This is a genomic window from Mycobacteriales bacterium (assembly GCA_035995165.1).
Taxonomy (GTDB): Bacteria; Actinomycetota; Actinomycetes; order Mycobacteriales; family CADCTP01; genus CADCTP01.
This window is the reverse complement of record DASYKU010000090.1, coordinates 40,601-58,579: the sequence shown is the minus strand read 5'-3', so window position 1 is coordinate 58,579 and position 17,979 is coordinate 40,601. Positions and strand designations below refer to the sequence as shown.

Sequence of the window (17,979 nt, the reverse complement as noted above, 5' to 3'; positions counted from 1 at the left end):
GAGTACGTGCGCCGCCGGCTCGCCCAGGACGCCGAGGTGTCCGGCTCCTCCGTCGCGGTGTCCGATCTGGCCCGACTCGCCGAGCTCACCGCGGACCTGGCCGACCCCGATGTCATGGACCAGGCGTGGCACTGACGTCCTGGCTGATCGACAAGTCAGCGCTGGTCCGCCTCGCCGGGAGCCCGGACGCCGCCGACTGGGCCGCCCGCATCGAGCGCGGCCTCGTCCGGATCGCCACCATCACCCGGCTCGAGATCGGCTACTCAGTCCGGTCGGGCCCAGACCTGCGGGTCGGGCTGCGCCGGCCGCCGCTGTCCTCCATGCCGGTCGAATACCAGACACCCGCGATCGAAGACCGATCGGTCGAAGTGCTGACACTGCTCGCCGATCGGGGGCAACACCGGGCTCCGTCGATTCCGGACCTGATCATCGCCGCTACGGCCGAACTCGCCGGCCTGACCGTGCTGCACCTCGACAAGGACTTCGAGATCATCGCAGATGTCACCGGCCAACCGATCGAGCGGCTGACGACGACCTGAGCCGATCGGAAGATCGCTTACCGAGCAGATAACTATCGACATCTCGCTCAGCCGCGACCTGCGCGCACACAGGTCAGCACGGCGCCGGGCGCCGGATGGCTTCTAAGCACTTGGCCGCAGGTTCGAGTCCTGCCGGGCGCACACACCGCCCCTGACCAGCATCCTTTCGCTGGTCGCGCGGGTCGGCCCGTCGCACCGCGCTCCGTGACCGACCCACTGATCGCGACAAGCGTCTTTGGCAAGCCCGATCAACGGATCGACGTTGTGACAAAACTGGGACATGAGTGTCCGTCGACAGCCATGATGGCGGGATGGGGATACTGCGACGGCTCTTCGGCGAGGGTGAGGAACGGGTCGCCGTTCAAGCCCGGCAGGCATCGCGGAGTTGGACGGACTTGATCACCTATTTTGACCGCCACGTGGTTCACGCTGGAAGTCACGACCTTGAGATCGTGGGCGAGAGCAACTATCAAGAGGCGCTATGGCGAGTGGTGGGCGGACAGAACAGTGAACGAGTACGAGTCGATGTCCTCGCGGTCGTCGCAACCGAGCCTGATAATCCCTATGACCCCAATGCAATATCGGTGTGGATAGATGGCCGTAAGGTCGGCTACTTCTGCCGCGAGGACGCGCAGGCTTATCGGGCTGGCCTAATAAAGCTGTACGAGGAGAATCGCGCTCACGTTGCGTTGAACGGAGTTGTGACCGGCGGAGGACTTCGCGAGGACGGGCGACTCGGCTTTCTAGGAGTGTGGCTCTACTGCACTCCCGCTGACTTCGACGTCGAAGTAGTGGTTCCGCCCGCGCCATGGACGCTTCGCGGCAACATCATGACCGGACTCACCGAGGCCATTCTCACCGACGAAGCCGACGACTCTTACGATCTGTCGTGGTTGAGCAGCCTCCCAAGCGACAACGTCGCATCTATCGCGCGACTGCGTGACCTGTTGAAGGATGATCCGGATCCGATAGACCGACACTTCATGTACTGCGAACTTGAGGAACGACTGTACAAGTCCCGAGAGGTCTTCACATCGGCCCTCGATGACTACGACCAGGCCTGTTCGTTACACGATATGGAGATGGATGGCATCCGAGAGTCACTGCTGGCCAAGTTCGGCGTAATTCCCCTGCTGGACACTTACCGCCAGATGGCAGTCCGGCAGCAGAAGGCGAAGAACTGGACCGAGGCTCTACGCTGGTCACAGCGGGGCTTGGCGCTCTACGGCGAAGACGTGGCCCGGCCGGACGCGGTCGAAGACCTGAGAAAGCGCGTGTCCGCCTACTCAGCCAAACTGGCAGGCCCGGTCGCCCGTACCACGACAAGCAGCGTCGGACGGGATACTGCACCGCGGGCGGCTATAGAGACTCTGACCTGTGAGAATTGTGGGACGCACTGGGAGCGGGCGGTGACCCGCGGACGCAAGCCGCGGCTTTGCCCCGCCTGCAGAGTGTGAGTCCCAGATCGCGCGCCGCCGGTTGCTCCCGCCGGTTGTGTCCGACATAATACCTCCGTGGACTTCTCCGGGTTGTCGTGGACGCCGGTGCGCGCAAGCATCGGGTGTCCCGCGACCAGGTGCGCCACGTCCTCGACAATGCCGGGCTGTTCTTCGCCCAGCCGGCCGCCCCTCCGGCAAGGCCTGACGAGGCGCTGCTGTTCCTCGGTGACGACGCCACCGGCACCGCACTGGAGGTTGTCGGGGTCGAGTTAGCCGATGGACGAATCCGAGTCATCCACGCCATGCGGATGCGGTCCAGCTACCACGACCTGACGAGGAGGCGAAGAAGTGGCGACAGTGAAGCGATCCGTGCAAGAGCCGGAGGTCACCAAGGCTGGCACGCGGCTCGACGCGGACTACGAGCAACGACTGGCCGATGATGCCGAGATCGGCTTCGATCCGTCCACCCTCACCCGCCGGCACGCCGGTCGGCCCTCGCTGTCCGGGCGAGCTGGTCACTCCAAGCGGGTCGACCTGCGGGTCGACGATGAGACGTACGGAGCGATTCAGCGCATCGCGGAGCGTGACAACCGCCGAGTTAGCGACGTCGTTCGTGACGCCATCAACCGCTACCTCGAAGCAAGCTGACGAAGATCCATCAGCGAGCACATAACTATCGACGTTTCACTCAGCGTCGACCTGCGAAGAGCCCGGTCAGCACGGCGCGAGGCGCAGGATGGCTTCTCAGCACTTGGCCGCAGGTTCGAGTCCTGCCGGGCGCACACACCGCCCTGACCTGGATGTATGGATCAGTGCGCGGCGCGGCGTTCGTTCCCCGCTGACCGCTGCTCGAGCGGGCCACTGGTCCACGCACGTTGAGTCATGTCTTGGTGTACGTACACCTCCGATGATACCCTTACACCATGGCGCTGAACATCAAGGACCTCGAGACGGAACAGCTCGCCGCTGAGGTGGCCACGCTGGCTGCGGAGACCAAGACACGCGCCATCAACATCGCCCTGCAGGAGCGTAAGGCGCGCCTTACTGCGACCCGCACCACCGCCGGTCGCGCTCAGCGCCTACGCCGATTCCTCAGCGAGGAGGCGTGGCCTCAGATCCCGACAGAGATTCTCGGTACGTCCCTGAGTAAGACCGAAAGGGAGGACATCCTCGGATACGGTCCGGAGGGCGTGTGATCGTCGACAGTTCAGCCGTGGTGGCTATTCTGCTGCGCGAACCGGGCTGGGACGCGTTGCTCGATCGCATCGCCACCGCGCAGCAACCGCCAGGCATAGGTACGCCGACACTGGTTGAGACCGGAATAGTGCTTGCCGCCCGCCTCGGTATACCGGGTAAGACCCTGCTCGCGCGCTTTATTCAAGAAAGCGGGATGCGACAGATCGATTTTTCCCACGAGCATTGGGCTGTCGCCGTCGACGCATACTTGCAGTACGGCAAGGGCCGACACCCGGCTGCGCTGAATTTCGGTGACTGCCTTACGTATGCCATCAGTCGCCTCGCCGACGAGCCCCTGTTGTATATCGGCGAAGATTTTACCAAGACCGACCTAGCGCTCGTCGACCTCTGAGCGCCGGTAACACCGCTCGAAGACTCCTGGACCCGACCAGCCGGGCACCACCGCCACCTGTACGAGGAGGCGACGAGATGGCGACAGTAGGGCGGCCAGCCGACGAGCCGATGATCGCCACGGCGGGAACCCGCCTCGACCCCGACTACGAGCAGCGCTTGGCGGCGGAAGCCGAGGCCGGCTTCGACCCAGCCACCCTGACCCGCAGGCAGGCGGACCGGCCCTCGCTGTCGGGACGGGCCGGCCACTCCAAGCGGGTCGACCTCCGCGTGGACGATCAGGCGACGAGGCGATCCAGCGGATTGCCGACCGAGACCACCGCAGGGGTCCGCGACGCCATCAACCGCTACCTCGAAGCAGGCTGACGTAGATCGCTGAGCGAGCAGATAACTATGGCGATCTCGCTCGGCGGCGACCTGCAACAAGGCTGGTCAGCACGGCGTCGGGCGCCGGATGGCTTCTAAGCATTTGGCCGCCGGTTCGAGTCCTGCCGGGCGCACATACCCCTTCTGAGCTGGGATTCAGCCGACGGTCGCAGATCGGCCGTGCCCCGTCGCGCCGAGCGTCTGGTTTCGCGCGCCTCTTCGCGGACACCGGCATGCGCCTCTCCGAGCAGGCCGGTCTCTCACTGGACGACCTGGACCTCGACCTTGGACCGCCGCGGTGCTCGGCAAGGGCCGCCGCCCCCGCGCTTGTCCCTTCGGCGCGAAGACGGCTCAGGTGCTCGCGAGCGCGTCGGCCGGCCGCCGAGCGTTCGGCGCCGGGTCGGTGCGTCCCTCGGGGCGACGCGCCGATCACGACCTCAGCACGGCCGCTGGCGTACGTTGCCGGCTGTGACCGCCGAGTCTGAGCTGGCCGGGTTCATTGCCAAGTTCACTCCTGAGATGCAGCGCCGCATCGAAGCATGCCGGGACAAGATGGAGAAGCGGTTCCCGACCGCTGTCCAGATGGTTTACGACAACTACAACTTCTTGGTCATCGGGTTCGGTCCGACGTCACGTGCCTCAGACGCCATCTTCTCGCTCGCGGCCCATGCTCGCGGCATCATTCTATGCTTCTTGCAACGAGGACCGGATCTGCCCGACCCGACCGGAATTCTGCGGGGAACCGGAAAGAAAGTCCGCAACGTCGCCCTTCCCGCAGCCGACGTTCTCGACAGACCTGACGTCGTGGCCTTGATGGAAGCCGCCCTCGAACTCGCTTCCACGGCAATGAACGACTCCGCCGGTCGGGAACTACTGATCAAATCGATATCGGAGAAGCAGCGCCCGCGCCAATGACGGCCGAACCCCGCTGCAAGTGAAAATGAATGTTGCACCTTGCGTGCTATCCGCTGATCAAGCACCTGGCTGAGGTGCGCAAGGGGCACACCGTCACGATCACCGACCACGGACGGGCCGTGGCGCGGATCGTTCCGGTCGACGGTCCGAGCACGCTGGAACGGCTCGTCGCCGAGGGCGTCGTACGGCCGCCGCAGCGGCACCGGCGGGGAACGCCGCATCCGGTGCCGGCCGACGGCTCCGTGAGCGACCTCGTGGCCGAGCAGCGACGGTGATCGTCTACTTCGACACCTCGGCGTTCGTGCCGCTGCTCGTCACCGAGCCCGGCACCGAGGTGAGCCAGGAGCTGTGGGAGTCCGCCGACGAGGTGGTGACCTCACGGTTGCTGTTCCTCGAGGCCGCCGCGGCACTCGCCCGGGCCCGCCGGATGGGCCGGATCGCCGATGAGCACCATCGGACGGCCGCGGCCTCGCTGAGCGACCTCTGGCGCGACTTCCGCGTCGTCGAGGTGGACGAAGTTCTGACCCGCCGCGCCGCCGAGCTGGTGGACCGTCAGGCGCTGCGCGGGTACGACGCCGTGCACTGCGCCTCTGCCGAGAGGATCGAGGCTCCGGACCTCGTGGTCGCCAGCGGCGACAAGGACCTGCTGGCAGCCTGCGCCGAGCTCGGCCTCGCTACCGCCCTGACCGGCGCCTGAGGGGTCAAAGGGGGAGGCGGTAGGGGAGTTTGGTGGGGTTGGCGGTTAGGCCGAGGGAGGCGTAGAAGGCTTGGGCTTCCTTGTTGGGGAGGTCGGCGGTCCAGTCGAGGCGGGTGCAGCCTTCGGAGCGGGCCTTGTCCACCAGGGCGGTGAAGAGGAGGCGGCCGGCGCCGGTGCGGCGGTGGGTCGCGGCGACGAAGAGGTCCTTGAGGTAAACGCTGCGGGTGGTGCCGCCGGCCGGCCAGAGGTAGGAGTACGCCGCGATGCCGACCACGGTCGCATCCGAGACGGCGACCAGGAGGTACGCGGACGGCGCCGGCCCGAACAGGTAGCGGCGCATGTTCGCGATCTTGACGGCTGAGGACTCGCGGCCGGACTGGCCGTAGAACGCGTCCATCTCGGCCAGCAGCACCGCCACCGACGAGAAGTCGCCGGTCTTCACTGGCCGTACGACGAGAGGCATCACCGGCGGTCGAGGCGTGGTCGGCGGTCCAGCTGACGGTGGAGGAGACGGAGGCACCCCCGGCGTCGAGCAGGAGCGTTACGCAGGTATGCCGTAGGTCGTGCAAGCGGACTCCGGCAGACCGGCGGCGATCCGGACACAGCGGCTCCGCGCAGATCCTCCCGGGCCTCGACCCCCTTCAACCGCCCGGGCCGAACCGAACTGAGAGGAGCACGGGCCTGTTCGCCGTCGATCCGAGCGACCGGTGAGCAGGCCGGAGTCACCGCTTGCTCAGCCCACGGTCACTGATGGCCGCTGCCCGGCGGTCGTACGCCGACGGTTCCACTGTCGCGGGACCCGGCCGCGAGGAATGCGGTCCCGAAGAACAACTCGGTCCAGGAAACATCGGTCAGTTCTTCCTGCATGGCTGCGCGAATCGCCTCCCACGGGTGGCGCGCGATCCACTCATCTATGGAGGCGTAAGGCCGCACAATCGCGGTTCCGAGCTGTGCCAGCCACCCAGGCGTGCTGTTGGGAACCTTGAGATCCAGCACCACCCAGCGGCCGCCTCCGGAGAGGGCTGCGGCGCCGTGGGCGATGACCTCCGCGCTCTCGGGCACCTGCGACAGGGCGTACGTGGACAGGATCGCGTCGACCCCGGTGGGGAAGTCGAAGTCGACCGCGTCGGCTTGCACGAGGCTGATATTGCTCCAGCCTTTCGTCCCTATCCGATTCTGGGCTTGGGCGAGCATCGCGTCGGTCAGATCGACGCCGACGATCCGGCCCTCGGGACCGATCACCTCCTCGATCAGCGGGAAGTTCAGACCTGTGCCGCAGGCGACGTCGATCACGCTGTCACCCGCGCGAAGCCCGAGCGCTTGTACGGCCCGGAGGCGTTGCCCCGGCTGGGGGTAGCAGGGCGCGGGGTAGAGCCGGGAGGTGAGGTCGTAGTGCTTCGCCTTCTTGCGGTATATGTCGATCAGACGCTCGCGCTTTCGGTCAATGTGGTTCACGGTGTGCTCCTCGATCTCGGTGGCGTCGCGCTAGCACGGGGTGCCACCTCATCTAGGACTCCGCGCCTTCCCGCGCCGCGGACTCGACCGCAGCCTTGATCGCCGCCATCTCGCGATCGCTTACGCGCTGAATACTGCCCTTGAGAAGGCCGGGAGCCACGCGCATGATGCCCGCGGGGTCGACCTCGATCCACATCTTGGCGTCGGTCTGCCTGTCGTCCACCGGTTCGAGTTCCATTCCCCAGCGCGCCGCGGACGTACCCATTGACCCGGCGAAAGCCACGTAGCGGGGCGCCTCGACAGCGGTCACCTCCTGGCTCCGGCGGTGCGTCCGCCACAGGTCCTTCGCCCGCTGCTCGACCCGCGAGCCGGGCTGAAGCGGAGCTCCCCCGCGAACCCAGCACTCGAGAACCGTCGGTGCCCACTCCGGCCAGCGTCCGACGTCACAGAAATACGCCCACGCATCGCGGACGCTGCTAGCGATTGTTATGCGGCTCTCGGTTCTGATTGTCATGAGCCAGCCTCCAGCCTCGGGCCGAACTGAAAATAAGTCGCCACCGATCCGTCCTGCAGGACACCGGATGGCACGGCGAAAGGGTGGACACGGATCGACCCGAGGCGGCCGGCGGGGCCGGTCACCCGGTGCCGCCGGTCAGCCACGAGCGCCCCCCAACGCCTGCGGGGGCCAGATCGGGTTGTCCCGACCCGTCCGGGTGACCCGGGCCGCGTGCGCGGCGAACGATGTCCCCCAGCAGCAGGCCGGCGCCCGGGGTCACCGCGGCCAGCATGAGCACCGCGTAGAGCGTGACGACCGTGACCCCGGTGGCCGCGCCGAGCCCGGCCGCGGCGAAGGCCCAGGCGGCAGCACCCTCGCGTGGCCCCCACCCACCGATGCTCAGGGGGATCACCGCTGCAGTCTGGACCACCATCAGGAGCGCGACCAGTACGCCCAGCGGCGCGGTGCAGCCGGCGACCCGGGCCGCGATGACGAACGTAGCCGTGTGCCCTGTCACGACCAGCACCGACGCCAGCATGAGCTGGGGCCACACGTCCGGGGCCAGCAGCTGGCGACGCAGGTCATCAGACGCGGCCCGGGCCGTGCGGGCGAGCCGCGACCGGCCCCGGCGAGCTGCGCCGCGCACCACCAGCGCAGCGCACCCGGCCACGACCGCCACACCCGCGAGGACGTACGGCAGCGCGGGCCGGACCGGCGAGGGCATCGTCAGCAGTACGACGGCGGTCACCACAGCCTGGATGACCTGACCCCACAACCGTTCCCACGCCACCGCGCGGATCCCCCGCGCCACGTCTCCAGCGCGCCGACCATGAGTGACCGCTCGGTGCACGTCACCGACGACCCCGCCGACGAGCACGGAGTTGAGGAACAGGGAACGGTAGTAGGCGCCCATCGCGCGCGGCAGCCCGATTCCGATGCCGAGTGACCGGGCGACGACCCGCCACCGCCAGGCCGAACACGCCGTGGTCAGCGCAGTGAGCATGGCAGCGGCCACGACCGCCGGCCAGGTGACCGCCCGCAGGCCGTCCTCGAACGGCGCCGCGCCCACCAGCCGCGCGAGAAACCACAGCACGGTGACGCCGCCGGCCAGGCGCAGCAACAACGGGCCCAACCGGCGGACCGCCCGACCGAACCCGACCGCACCTGCGCGCACGGAGGCCACGCTGGGGTACACGGGCCCGCTGGACACAGAGTTCAACCGTCCGGCCGCGGCCGCAAAGCGGTCCGGGCCGCGATGTCGTGGCGACTGCTGAACAACGTGTCATGCCGATCGGCGGCGCGGGGGGCGGCGGTCCGACCCTCCGACCACGACGCCGGCCTACGGGCGGCCGAGCGCGTGACCCGTCGTCCAGGTGACGGCGGAGGAGATTGCGGAGCGGGCCGCGTCGGTGTCGTTGATGGTTTCGAAGCCGTGTTCGGCGCCGGGGACGTCTATGACCGAGACAGCCGGGGCCGCCCGCAGGAACGCTTCCTGCGTCGGCACGACGAAGTCGAACTCGTGCTCGACCCGGGTCAGCAGCACCGGCACCGTCGCGCCGGCGGCGATCGGCGTGACCACCGACGTCTGGACGCCGGGGCGGTGATCGCAGATCGGGTAGGTCAGGGCGACGGCGGCCAGCCAGGGCGGGGGTGCGGCGAGCCAGTCCCCGGCCAGCACCCCGCCACCGGAGAAGAACCAGAGCACCGTCCGTCCACTGTCGACGGACGGATGCTCCCGGGCAACAGACACCGCCCGGCGCACGTCAAGAGCGGCCGTGTCGAGCGAATCGGGCGTCCGGTAGCCGTGCTCGAACATCACCCCGACCACGCCGGCCGCCGCGAGCAGCGAGCCATAGCCGACGTACGCCGGCCAGGACGGCGGCCGCTGCGGCAGCTCCGCCGGCACCGGCCCGCCGTGCACCAGCACGACCGCCGGCGCCGGCCGGGAAGGCTCCGGGGGCAGGTAGAGGGAGAGCCCGTCCACGGTCACGGGCGAAACCGGCGTGAACGGCGCGACGAACGGCTGCAGGAACGGAAGCACGATCCGAGCCTAGGCAGCCCGGCTAACGGAATTCGTCCAGCGCCGCCTGCATCGCCGCCGTCATCGACGTGCCCCCGTGCCCGGCGTCCTCCAGCACCACCAGCCGCGACGCCGGCCAGGCCCGGTGCAGGTCCCAGGCCGTGTCCAGCGGCCCGGACACGTCGTACCGGCCGTGGATGAGGACGGCGGGGATCGCGGCGATCCGGTCCATCGCGGCCAGGATCGGGGTGTCGTCGAGGAAGCACCCGTTCGACCAGTAGTGCGTGACCAGCCGCGCGAACACCTGCCGGAACGACGGATCCCGGTGCTGCAGCCAGGGCTCCCAGTCGGGCGCCAGCGACATGTGGGTGTCCTCCCAGACGCACCACTGGTAGGCCGCCCGCTCGGTCACGGCCGGGTCGGGCGAGGCCAGCAGGCGCGCGTACGCCGTGGCCAGGTCACCGTCGCGTTCGGACTCCGGCAACTCGGCCGCGTACGCGTCCCACTCCCGCGGGAAGATCCGCCGCATGTCGCGAATGATCCAGTCGGCCTCCAGCCGCCGCCCGGCGGTGACGGCCGCCAGCGACATCGCGAGAACCCGGGACGGGTGCTGCTGCGCGTAGGCCAGCGCGAGCGTCACGCCCCAGGACCCGCCGGTCACCACCCACCGCTCGATGCCGAGGTGCTCCCGCAGCAGTTCGATGTCCTGCAGAAGGTGCTGCGTCGTGTTGGTGCTGAGATCCGCGGCGGCAGTGGAAGCCAGCGGCCGGGACCGCCCGCAGCCGCGCTGGTCGAACACCACGATCCGGTACGCCGCCGGGTCGTACTGCCGCCGCTGGTTGGGCACCGGCGGCCCGCCCGGCCCGCCGTGCAACCAGACCACGGGCTTCCCGGACGGATTTCCCGAGGTCTCCCAGTAGATCTCGTGCCCGTCACCGACGTCGAGAAGACCCGACGCGTACGGCTCGATAGGCGGGTAGCGGTCAGGCACCGGACACCTCCAGCACGGCCGGCACGACCGGACCCCAGGCCCGCCGCGGGAACTCGTGCCCGACGCCGGGCAGCAGGAGCAGCCGAGCGCCCGGAATGGAGCGGGCCAGCGCCTCTCCGTGCGCCGGCCGGATGAACCGGTCCTCCGCGCCGTGCACGACCAGCGTCGGCACCCGGATCTCTCCGAGCCGCGAGTACCAGTCGTCGACGTCCGACCGGATCAGGTCGTGGTTCGTCAACGAGGCCCGCACGTCCAGCGTCCGCGCGAAGGCGGCCTCGGTGAGCGCCCGGGCGGCCGGCTCGTCGAACGGCACAGACTCAGCCGCCAGCTCCCGCTGGTAGTCGATCTGCTGATCCAGCACGGCCGCGGGGTCGGACCAGTCGGTCTCCGGGGCCTGCTGGAAGTACTCCGCAAGCGCAGGATCCATCCCGACCGGAGGCCCGCCCGGCGCGAACGTCGACAGCAGCACCAGCGCGCTCACCCGCGACGGCCGCAGCAACGCCGTCAGCTGCGCGATCGCGCCGCCCATCGAGATCCCCAGCAGGCAGGCCCGCTCGACCCCGTACGCGTCCAGCAGCCCGGCGACGTCCGCGACCAGGTCCCGGGAGCCGTAGTCCGGCGACCCGACCGGGTAGTGCACCGACTGGCCGGTGTCCCGCAGGTCGTACCGGATGACGAACCGGCCGCCGCCGGCCAGCGCCGTGCAGAACCCCGGTTCCCACCAGTCCATCGACGAGCTCGACCCGCTGATGAGCAGGACGGCCGGGTCGCCGCGCGTCCCGAAGGCCTGCGCGCACAGCTCGACCGACCCGGCCCGCACCATCTCCGTCACGGGGCGACCCCCCAGGTCGTCATCGTGGTCTCACCCGGCTCGAGCACGATCAGCCCCTCGCCGCTGCGGAACGCGTCGGGCGGGCAGGTCATCGGCTCGACCGCGAGCCCGCGCCGCCGCCGCTCCGGCACCAGCGTGTCCCCGGTGAAGACCTGCAGGTAGCGATACCCGCCGTCGACCCAGAGCCGGACCGAGCGGTCCGGCCCGGCCAGCGTGACGGTGGCGATCCCGTCCTCGTCGCGCTCCAGGTCGGTGAAGCAGTGGTCGACCTCGGCGCCGTCCAGCGACCGCGGCTGGCGGAAGTCGTACGGCCCGCCCTCGACGTCCTCGGTCCCGGTCGGGATGCCGTTGTCGTCGGTCGGCAGGTAGCGGCGGCCGGGCCCCTGCACGGTGGCGCCGTCCACGGTGTCGGTCCCGGCCGTGAGGTAGGGATGGGCGCCGGTCCCGTACGGACACGGCGCGTCGCCGACGTTGGTCGCCGTGGTCCGGACGGTCAGGCCCGCGTCGGACAGCGTGTACTCCAGCCGGAACTCCAGGGCGAACGGGTAGCCCGGCTGCGGATGCAGCGACAGCGCCATGACCACCCCGGACTCGGTCTGCGAGTCGACCGTCCAGTTCACCCAGCGGGTCAGCCCGTGGATCGCGTTGCCCTTGGTCGGCTCGGTCAGCGCCAGCTGGTACGAGCTGTCGCCGAACGAGTACCGCCCGCCCGCCAGCCGGTTCGGCCACGGGAGCAGCGTCTGGCCGCGCCCGCCGCTGGCCATCTCCGAGGACGGGTAGCCGTCGAGCACCGGGACGCCGTCCACTGTGTACTCGCGCAGGCCGCCGCCGACCTCGACCACGACCGCCCGGTGCACACCGTGCTCGAGCTGGATCTGCCTACCGGAAGGGACCGTCACCCGTCCATGATGTCCGACATGGATGACAGCGCCTTCGCCGGGCCCACCCCTGTCCACGGCGACCTGGACGTGTCCTGGATCCACGGCTCACCCCGCCGCCGGGTCCGGACGGACCCGCCGATCCAGGTGCACGCGTACGACGAGCACACCTACCTGCTCCGGCAGAGCAAGGACGTGACGTTCGAGGCGCCGTTCGTGGTGCTGCTGCTGGGCGACGAGCGGGCGCTGCTGCTCGACACCGGTGCGACCAAGGACCGGACCCTGCGCGACACCGTCGACGGGCTGATCGCCGGCTGGCTGGCGACCCACCCGCGCGAGATCTACCCGCTGGTCGTCGCGCACACCCACGGGCACGGCGACCACCGGGCCGGCGACGGGCAGTTCGCGGACCGGCCGTACACCGACGTCGTCGGCACCGACCTGGACTCGGTCCGGCAGTACTTCGAGTTCACCGACTGGCCCTCCCAGGTGGTCCGGTTCGAGCTCGGCGGCCGGACCCTGGACATCACCGGGACCCCGGGCCACCACGTCACCGCGGTGACGATCTACGACCCCTGGTCCGGGCTGCTGCTCACCGGCGACACCGTCCTGCCGGGGCGGTTGCTCGTCGAGGACATGCCGGCGTTCCTGGACAGCCTGCGGCGGATGATCGAGCTCGCCGAGGCGCGCGATGTCACGCACGTGTTCGGCTGCCACGTCGAGATGACCAGGACGGCCGGCCGGGACTACCCGTTCGCCGCGCTCTACCAGCCCGACGAGCTGCCGCCGCAGCTGACCGTGGCGGATCTGCGGGCGGTTCAGGACGCGGCGGAGAAGGTCGCCGGCGAGCGCGGGGTGCACCCGTTCGGCACGTTCGTCGTCTACAACGACCCGGGCAAGGTGGCACTGGCCAAGCAGGCGGCGCGGGCGCTGGCGTTCCGCCTCCGCCGCCGACTGTCCCGTTAGGACAGCAGCTGGAACAGACCGGTCAGGACGCCCAGCGCAGCTCGGCTTCACTGTCCAGAGTGGACAGTGCCTCTACCGGCCGGAGGTCGCGGGCGAGAGCCCGCTCCAGCGGCTCCCGGCGGGTGCGCACCGCGACCAGCCGCTCGCCCCGGACCGCCCCGTGGAAGGTCACCGACTCCAGCCCCGGGTCGGCCGCGAACACGTCCCGCAGGCAGAGCAGCGCGACCTGGGCGAGCACCAGCCGGTAGAGCTCGGCGACCTCCTCGGCCGGGCGCCAGATCTCGACCAGCTCGTCGGTGGCCTGGTCGTAGCGGAAGCCGCGGACGGACGGCACCACCGAGGGGTCGGGCAGCTCGAACCGGGCCACCGACCCGCCGACCTCGACCCGGTGCGGGAAGTCCTCGGGCAGCGGGACGGCGTCGAGCACCATGGCCAGGTGCCGGTCGACCGCGTCCGGCTCCCGCCGCCGCAGCGCCGAGGCGAACGCGTCGACCGAACGGTTGTGCTCGTCGACCCGCAGCCGCTCCTCGGCCACCTGCGCCGCGTACCGGGCCCGGGCGTCGGCGAAGCGGCGCTGCCGGTCGTGCTCGGCCCGCTCGTAGTCGACGAGCGCCTTCTCGTACCGGGTCCGGGCCGCGGCGAGCTGCTGTTGATGGCGCGCGCCGGAGACGACCCGGCCCAGCACCGACGGCGTGGACGGCTCGTACCGGGACCAGTCGGGCGGGAACGGGCGCCAGCCGACCGAGCTCAGGTCCGGCGCCGGCTGGGCGAACTGCTCGCGCAGCGCCGCCAGGTCGATGCGGGGGTTGTGCCGCAGCCCGTGCTCCAGCACGGTCCGCAGCTCGGTGACCTGAGCGTCCACCCGGCGCGTACGCCGCTCCGCCTCGGCCGCCCGCTCCGCAAGATATTGCTGCGTCGCCCGCTCCAGGCGGGCCTTGCGGGACGCCCGCTCGGCTCTGCGGGCCTCGGCGGCAGCACGCTCGTGCTCCTGCCGCCACTCGGCGTGTTCGACGCTGGCAATGCGAGAACGCGACATAGCCCTCACCTCGTACGTGAGCTGACGGGTCCCCGTGCTTCGACGGTAAGGCCTGAGGCAGGATTGCGCATCACGCTGTGAGCATGGTCCACCGCATCGGGTGACCGCAAATCCTTGCAATTCCGGACGCCTCGGAACTCCCTCGGGCACGGTGGCGTGGGCTCTAGGCTCAGCATGCGAGATCATGCCGCGCGCGGGCGCGGGGGTGCCGAGGGGAGGACGCGAGCGTGACCGACTGGCTTGCGGACGCCGTGTTCTACGAGATCTACCCGCAGTCCTTCGCCGACTCCGACGGCGACGGGGTCGGGGACCTGCCCGGAGCGCTCGCGCACCTGGACCACATCGCCTCGCTCGGCGTCGACGCGGTCTGGTTCAACCCCTGCTTCGCGTCCCCGTTCCAGGACGCCGGCTACGACGTCTCGGACTACCTGCGGATCGCCCCCCGGTACGGCACGAACGACGACATGGTCGGGTTCGTCGACGCGGCCCGGGAGCGCGGGATCCGGGTCGTGCTGGACCTCGTCGCCGGGCACACCTCCACCGAGCACGAGTGGTTCCGGCGCTCGGCCGCGGACCCCGCCGACGACCGCTACATCTGGTCGGACCGGCCCGGTCCCGGCTTCGTGGCCTCCCCCGGCAGCCGCCCCGGCTACTATCTGAAGAACTTCTACGACACCCAGCCGGCGCTCAACTTCGGCTACGCCCGGACGGACCCGGCCGAGCCGTGGCGGGAGCCGGTCGACGCGCCCGGGCCGGCCACGAACCGGCAGGCACTCAAGGACATCATCGCGTTCTGGCTGGACCGCGGCGTGGCCGGCTTCCGCGTCGACATGGCGTACTCACTGGTGAAGGACGACCCGGACTTCGCCGCCACCGGCGCGCTCTGGCAGGACATCGCGGGCTGGATGCACCCGGCGTACCCGGACGCGATCCTGCTGCCGGAGAGCGAGAGCCGGGCCGCCGCCGACATCGGCGTCCGCGGCGGCTTCGACGCCGACTTCTTCCTCGTCATCCACGCCGCCCACAGCGCGCTGTTCAACAACGGCGGCGCCGGCACGCTGTCCTGGCTGCCCGAGCACGAGCGCTGCTACTTCGACGCGGACGGTGCGGGCGCCGCCGACCTCGATCTCTTCCTGCGGATCTGGGCCGACCACCGCCGGGTCGCCGGCGCGGACCGGCTGGTCGTGATGGGCTCGGCCGACCACGACTACTCCCGGCTGGCGGCCGGCACCCGGACCCAGGAGCAGCTCGGCGTCGCGTACGCGTTCCTGCTGACCTGGGGGACGGTGCCGGCGATCTACTACGGCGACGAGATCGGCATGCGCTACCTTCCCGGCCTGCCGGACAAGGAGGGCAGCATCTACGACCCGGCGTACAACCGCAGCGGCTGCCGCAGCCCCATGCAGTGGGACGACGATCAGCCCAACGCGGGCTTCTCCTCCGCGCCGGCCGATCAGCTCTACCTGCCGCAGGATCCGGACCCGGGCCGGCCCACGGTCGCGGCCCAGCAGGACGACCCGGACTCGACGCTGAACCGGGTCCGCCGGCTGGTCCGGCTGCGCCGGGAGACGCCGGCGCTGCGGACCGCGGCGGCGACGACCGTGCTCAGCCGCGGCTACCCGCTGGCGTACCTACGCGGCGAGGACCACCTGGTCGTGGTCAACCCGGCCGGGGAGCCGGTCTCCGTCTCCCCGGCCGAGCTGGCCGGCCGCGAGGCGGTCGCGCTGGAGGTCAGCGGCGTCGACGTCCGGGACGGGCTGATCAAGGCCGACGGCTTCGGCTACGGGATCTACCGGCTCACCCCTTGACCGCGGCGGCGAGCTGACCGCCGATGAAGTGCCGCTGGAAGGCGAAGAACACGATCGCGACCGGGATCGTGGACAGCAACGCGGCCCCGAGCGTGAGCGGATACTGCGTCCCGGCGCCGAGCTGACCGCTGGAGAACTTCGCCAGCCCGGTCGTGAGGGTGTTGTACTTCGGGTCCGACGTCGCCACCAGGAACAGCTGGAACTCGTTCCACGAGCCCTGGAAGCTCAGGATCGTCAGCGTGATCAGTCCCGGCCGGGCCAGCGGCAGGATCACCGTCCAGTAGGTCCGGAAGACGCCGGCGCCGTCGATCCGGGCCGCCTCCTCCATCGTCTGCGGGATCCCGATGAAGAACTGCCGCATGAGGAAGATGCCGGCCGCGTCGGCGATGATCGGCAGGATCATCCCCGGGTACGAGTTGAACAGCGTCAGTTCCTTCAGCACCAGGAACCGCGGGATCAGCAGCACCGCGCCCGGCACGGCCAGCACCGCCAGGACGCTCCAGAACACCGCCTGCCGGCCGGGGAACTTCAGCCGGGCCAGCGCGTAGCCGGCCAGGCTGTCCAGGAAGACCCGGCCCAGCGTGATGACCGTGGCCACGATGACGCTGTTGGTCAGCCACCGTCCGAACGGGATCCCGGAGTTGTCGGTGAAGCCGAAGATCCGTTGCCAGGCGCCGAACGTGACCGGGTGCGGGATCAGCGAGAGCGAGTTGTTCGCCGCGTCCGCGTCGGTCTTGAACGACGTCGCGAGCTGGATCAGGAACGGGCCGATGAAGATCAGCCCGAACACGATGAGCCCGAAGTAGCCCAGGCCGCGCCGCCACGGCGGCGAGTAGTCGCGCGAGGCCATCTCAGTCCTCCCCGGTGCCGACGAGCCGGCGCTGAATCGCGGCCAGCAGGATGATCAGCGCGAAGAGCAGGAACGCGATGGCCGCGCCGATGCCGAACGCCGAGTTCTGGAAGCTCTGGTTGTACGACAGGTACGCCGGCGTGACCGTCGCCGGGTTGTTGCCGGTCAGGTAGATCTGGTCGAAGACCTGCCAGGTGCTGATCAGCCCGAGCGTGAGCACGAGGATCAGCGTCGGGCGCAGCATCGGCAGCGTCACCATCCGGAACGTCTGCCAGGACGTGGCCCCGTCGACCTCGCTGGCCTCCAGCACCTCGTCGTTGATGTTCTGCAGCCCGGCCAGGAACATCAGCATGAACGTGCCCGAGGTCGTCCAGACGACCAGGATGATGATGACCGTCAGCGCCACCGACGGCCCGGACAGCCAGTCCCACCAGGTGAGGTTGAAGAACTGGTGCTGGGCCCAGCCCGGCGCCGAGTCGACCCCGACGACCTTGAGCACCTGGTGGAAGTCGCCGCGCGAGTCGGCCGTCCAGTTCGGACCGTGGATGCCGACGAAACCGAGCAGCGAGTTGATCGCGCCGCTGCCGGAGAACAGGAACAGGAAGACCAGCGTGGTGGCGATGCTGCTGGTGACCGACGGGAAGAAGAACGCGGTCCGGAAGAAGCTGCGGCCCTTGAGGAACTTGTTGTTCAGCAGCACCGCCAGCCCCAGCGCCAGGATGGTCTGCAGCGGCACCACGAACAGCACGAAGTAGAAGTTGTTGCGGATCGAGGTGGCGAAGTTCTGCCGGGTCAGGTTGTCGACCGTGATCAGGCTCTTGTAGTTGTCCAGCCCGACGAACTTCGCGCCGCCGCCGAACGGGCTGGACAGCCCGTCCCAGCGGGTCAGGCTGACGTAGAAGGCCAGCCCGATCGGGATGACCAGGAAGATCAGCAGGATGGCCAGCGCCGGCAGCACGAACAGCCAGCCGGCCCAGCGTTCCTGCCGGCGCAGCGCGCTGCCCCGGCGGCGGCGCGGCGGCGGCTCGGCGGTCGCGGCCAGGGTCCCGGCCGGGACGTCCGCGCCGGCTGCTCCGGTGGTCGATCCGACTGACGAGGTCATGG

22 protein-coding genes are annotated in these 17,979 nt (G+C 69.7%); 11 read left to right on the top strand and 11 right to left on the bottom strand.

All coding sequences use genetic code 11. From position 1 onward, the window contains the following. Window positions 1-125: 125 nt before the first annotated feature. From VGP36_14835 to VGP36_14795, 9 genes are all read left to right on the top strand, one after another. A complete protein-coding gene (locus tag VGP36_14835) occupies window positions 126-539 on the top strand; it encodes a PIN domain nuclease (protein HEV7655989.1) in 414 nt (137 codons plus the stop codon). A gap of 284 nt (window positions 540-823) precedes the next feature. Continuing rightward, the gene (locus VGP36_14830) at window positions 824-1,996 is read left to right on the top strand and encodes a hypothetical protein (GenBank protein ID HEV7655988.1); all 1,173 of its coding nucleotides are present in this window, start codon (window positions 824-826) and stop codon (window positions 1,994-1,996) included. A 339-nt stretch (window positions 1,997-2,335) separates the two neighbouring features. Beyond that, window positions 2,336-2,626 carry a ribbon-helix-helix protein, CopG family gene (locus tag VGP36_14825; protein HEV7655987.1) on the top strand — a complete coding sequence of 97 codons (291 nt, stop codon included), beginning with the start codon at window positions 2,336-2,338 and terminating at the stop codon, window positions 2,624-2,626. Window positions 2,627-2,901: 275 nt separating this feature from the next. Further along, window positions 2,902-3,174 (top strand): type II toxin-antitoxin system VapB family antitoxin, encoded by a 273-nt coding sequence (locus tag VGP36_14820; protein ID HEV7655986.1) that lies wholly within the window; start codon window positions 2,902-2,904, stop codon window positions 3,172-3,174. Next, entirely contained in the window at window positions 3,171-3,566 is a 396-nt protein-coding gene (locus VGP36_14815; protein ID HEV7655985.1) for a type II toxin-antitoxin system VapC family toxin, read from the top strand. The genes VGP36_14820 and VGP36_14815 overlap by 4 nt, the downstream gene beginning before the upstream one ends. Before the next feature lie 77 nt (window positions 3,567-3,643). After that, window positions 3,644-3,931: a hypothetical protein gene (locus VGP36_14810; protein HEV7655984.1), complete on the top strand. Its 288-nt coding sequence runs from the start codon at window positions 3,644-3,646 to the stop codon at window positions 3,929-3,931. A 468-nt stretch (window positions 3,932-4,399) separates the two neighbouring features. Beyond that, window positions 4,400-4,846, top strand: coding sequence for a hypothetical protein (locus tag VGP36_14805; protein HEV7655983.1), 447 nt, complete (start codon window positions 4,400-4,402; stop codon window positions 4,844-4,846). A 29-nt stretch (window positions 4,847-4,875) separates the two neighbouring features. Beyond that, complete coding sequence (locus VGP36_14800) at window positions 4,876-5,121, top strand: type II toxin-antitoxin system prevent-host-death family antitoxin (GenBank protein ID HEV7655982.1); 246 nt, start codon at window positions 4,876-4,878, stop codon at window positions 5,119-5,121. Then, window positions 5,118-5,543 (top strand): type II toxin-antitoxin system VapC family toxin, encoded by a 426-nt coding sequence (locus VGP36_14795; GenBank protein HEV7655981.1) that lies wholly within the window; start codon window positions 5,118-5,120, stop codon window positions 5,541-5,543. The genes VGP36_14800 and VGP36_14795 overlap by 4 nt, the downstream gene beginning before the upstream one ends. Window positions 5,544-5,547: 4 nt before the next feature. Here VGP36_14795 and VGP36_14790 read toward each other — a convergent pair whose 3' ends face one another. The 8 genes from VGP36_14790 to VGP36_14755 form a co-directional block, all read right to left on the bottom strand. After that, the gene (locus VGP36_14790; protein ID HEV7655980.1) at window positions 5,548-5,961 is read right to left on the bottom strand and encodes a GNAT family N-acetyltransferase; all 414 of its coding nucleotides are present in this window, start codon (window positions 5,959-5,961) and stop codon (window positions 5,548-5,550) included. A gap of 326 nt (window positions 5,962-6,287) precedes the next feature. Continuing rightward, window positions 6,288-6,998, bottom strand: a complete 711-nt coding sequence (locus VGP36_14785) for a methyltransferase domain-containing protein (protein HEV7655979.1) — start codon at window positions 6,996-6,998, stop codon at window positions 6,288-6,290. 52 nt (window positions 6,999-7,050) lie between these two features. Continuing rightward, window positions 7,051-7,512: an SRPBCC family protein gene (locus VGP36_14780; GenBank protein HEV7655978.1), complete on the bottom strand. Its 462-nt coding sequence runs from the start codon at window positions 7,510-7,512 to the stop codon at window positions 7,051-7,053. Window positions 7,513-7,633: 121 nt separating this feature from the next. Continuing rightward, the gene (locus tag VGP36_14775; protein ID HEV7655977.1) at window positions 7,634-8,668 is read right to left on the bottom strand and encodes a lysylphosphatidylglycerol synthase transmembrane domain-containing protein; all 1,035 of its coding nucleotides are present in this window, start codon (window positions 8,666-8,668) and stop codon (window positions 7,634-7,636) included. Between the two features lie 165 nt (window positions 8,669-8,833). Then, complete coding sequence (locus VGP36_14770; GenBank protein ID HEV7655976.1) at window positions 8,834-9,535, bottom strand: alpha/beta hydrolase; 702 nt, start codon at window positions 9,533-9,535, stop codon at window positions 8,834-8,836. A gap of 22 nt (window positions 9,536-9,557) precedes the next feature. Beyond that, complete coding sequence (gene pip / locus VGP36_14765; GenBank protein HEV7655975.1) at window positions 9,558-10,505, bottom strand: prolyl aminopeptidase; 948 nt, start codon at window positions 10,503-10,505, stop codon at window positions 9,558-9,560. Continuing rightward, complete coding sequence (locus tag VGP36_14760; protein HEV7655974.1) at window positions 10,498-11,328, bottom strand: alpha/beta fold hydrolase; 831 nt, start codon at window positions 11,326-11,328, stop codon at window positions 10,498-10,500. Before VGP36_14760 ends, pip begins: the two co-directional genes overlap by 8 nt. Window positions 11,329-11,333: 5 nt before the next feature. Then, window positions 11,334-12,236: an aldose 1-epimerase family protein gene (locus tag VGP36_14755; protein HEV7655973.1), complete on the bottom strand. Its 903-nt coding sequence runs from the start codon at window positions 12,234-12,236 to the stop codon at window positions 11,334-11,336. Window positions 12,237-12,254: 18 nt separating this feature from the next. On the opposite strand from VGP36_14755, the gene VGP36_14750 reads away from it, so the two are divergent. Next, complete coding sequence (locus VGP36_14750; GenBank protein HEV7655972.1) at window positions 12,255-13,181, top strand: MBL fold metallo-hydrolase; 927 nt, start codon at window positions 12,255-12,257, stop codon at window positions 13,179-13,181. A gap of 22 nt (window positions 13,182-13,203) precedes the next feature. Here the strand turns inward: VGP36_14750 and VGP36_14745 are convergent, their stop codons facing one another. Next, a complete protein-coding gene (locus VGP36_14745; protein ID HEV7655971.1) occupies window positions 13,204-14,217 on the bottom strand; it encodes a hypothetical protein in 1,014 nt (337 codons plus the stop codon). 227 nt (window positions 14,218-14,444) lie between these two features. Between VGP36_14745 and VGP36_14740 the strand changes: the two genes are divergently transcribed. Beyond that, complete coding sequence (locus VGP36_14740) at window positions 14,445-16,025, top strand: alpha-amylase family glycosyl hydrolase (GenBank protein ID HEV7655970.1); 1,581 nt, start codon at window positions 14,445-14,447, stop codon at window positions 16,023-16,025. Here VGP36_14740 and VGP36_14735 read toward each other — a convergent pair. Together VGP36_14735 and VGP36_14730 are read right to left on the bottom strand one after the other, a co-directional pair. After that, window positions 16,015-16,875, bottom strand: coding sequence for a carbohydrate ABC transporter permease (locus tag VGP36_14735; protein ID HEV7655969.1), 861 nt, complete (start codon window positions 16,873-16,875; stop codon window positions 16,015-16,017). The two genes, VGP36_14740 and VGP36_14735, sit on opposite strands and share 11 nt — an antisense overlap. Before the next feature lies 1 nt (window position 16,876). Continuing rightward, entirely contained in the window at window positions 16,877-17,977 is a 1,101-nt protein-coding gene (locus VGP36_14730; protein HEV7655968.1) for a sugar ABC transporter permease, read from the bottom strand. Window positions 17,978-17,979: the final 2 nt, after the last annotated feature.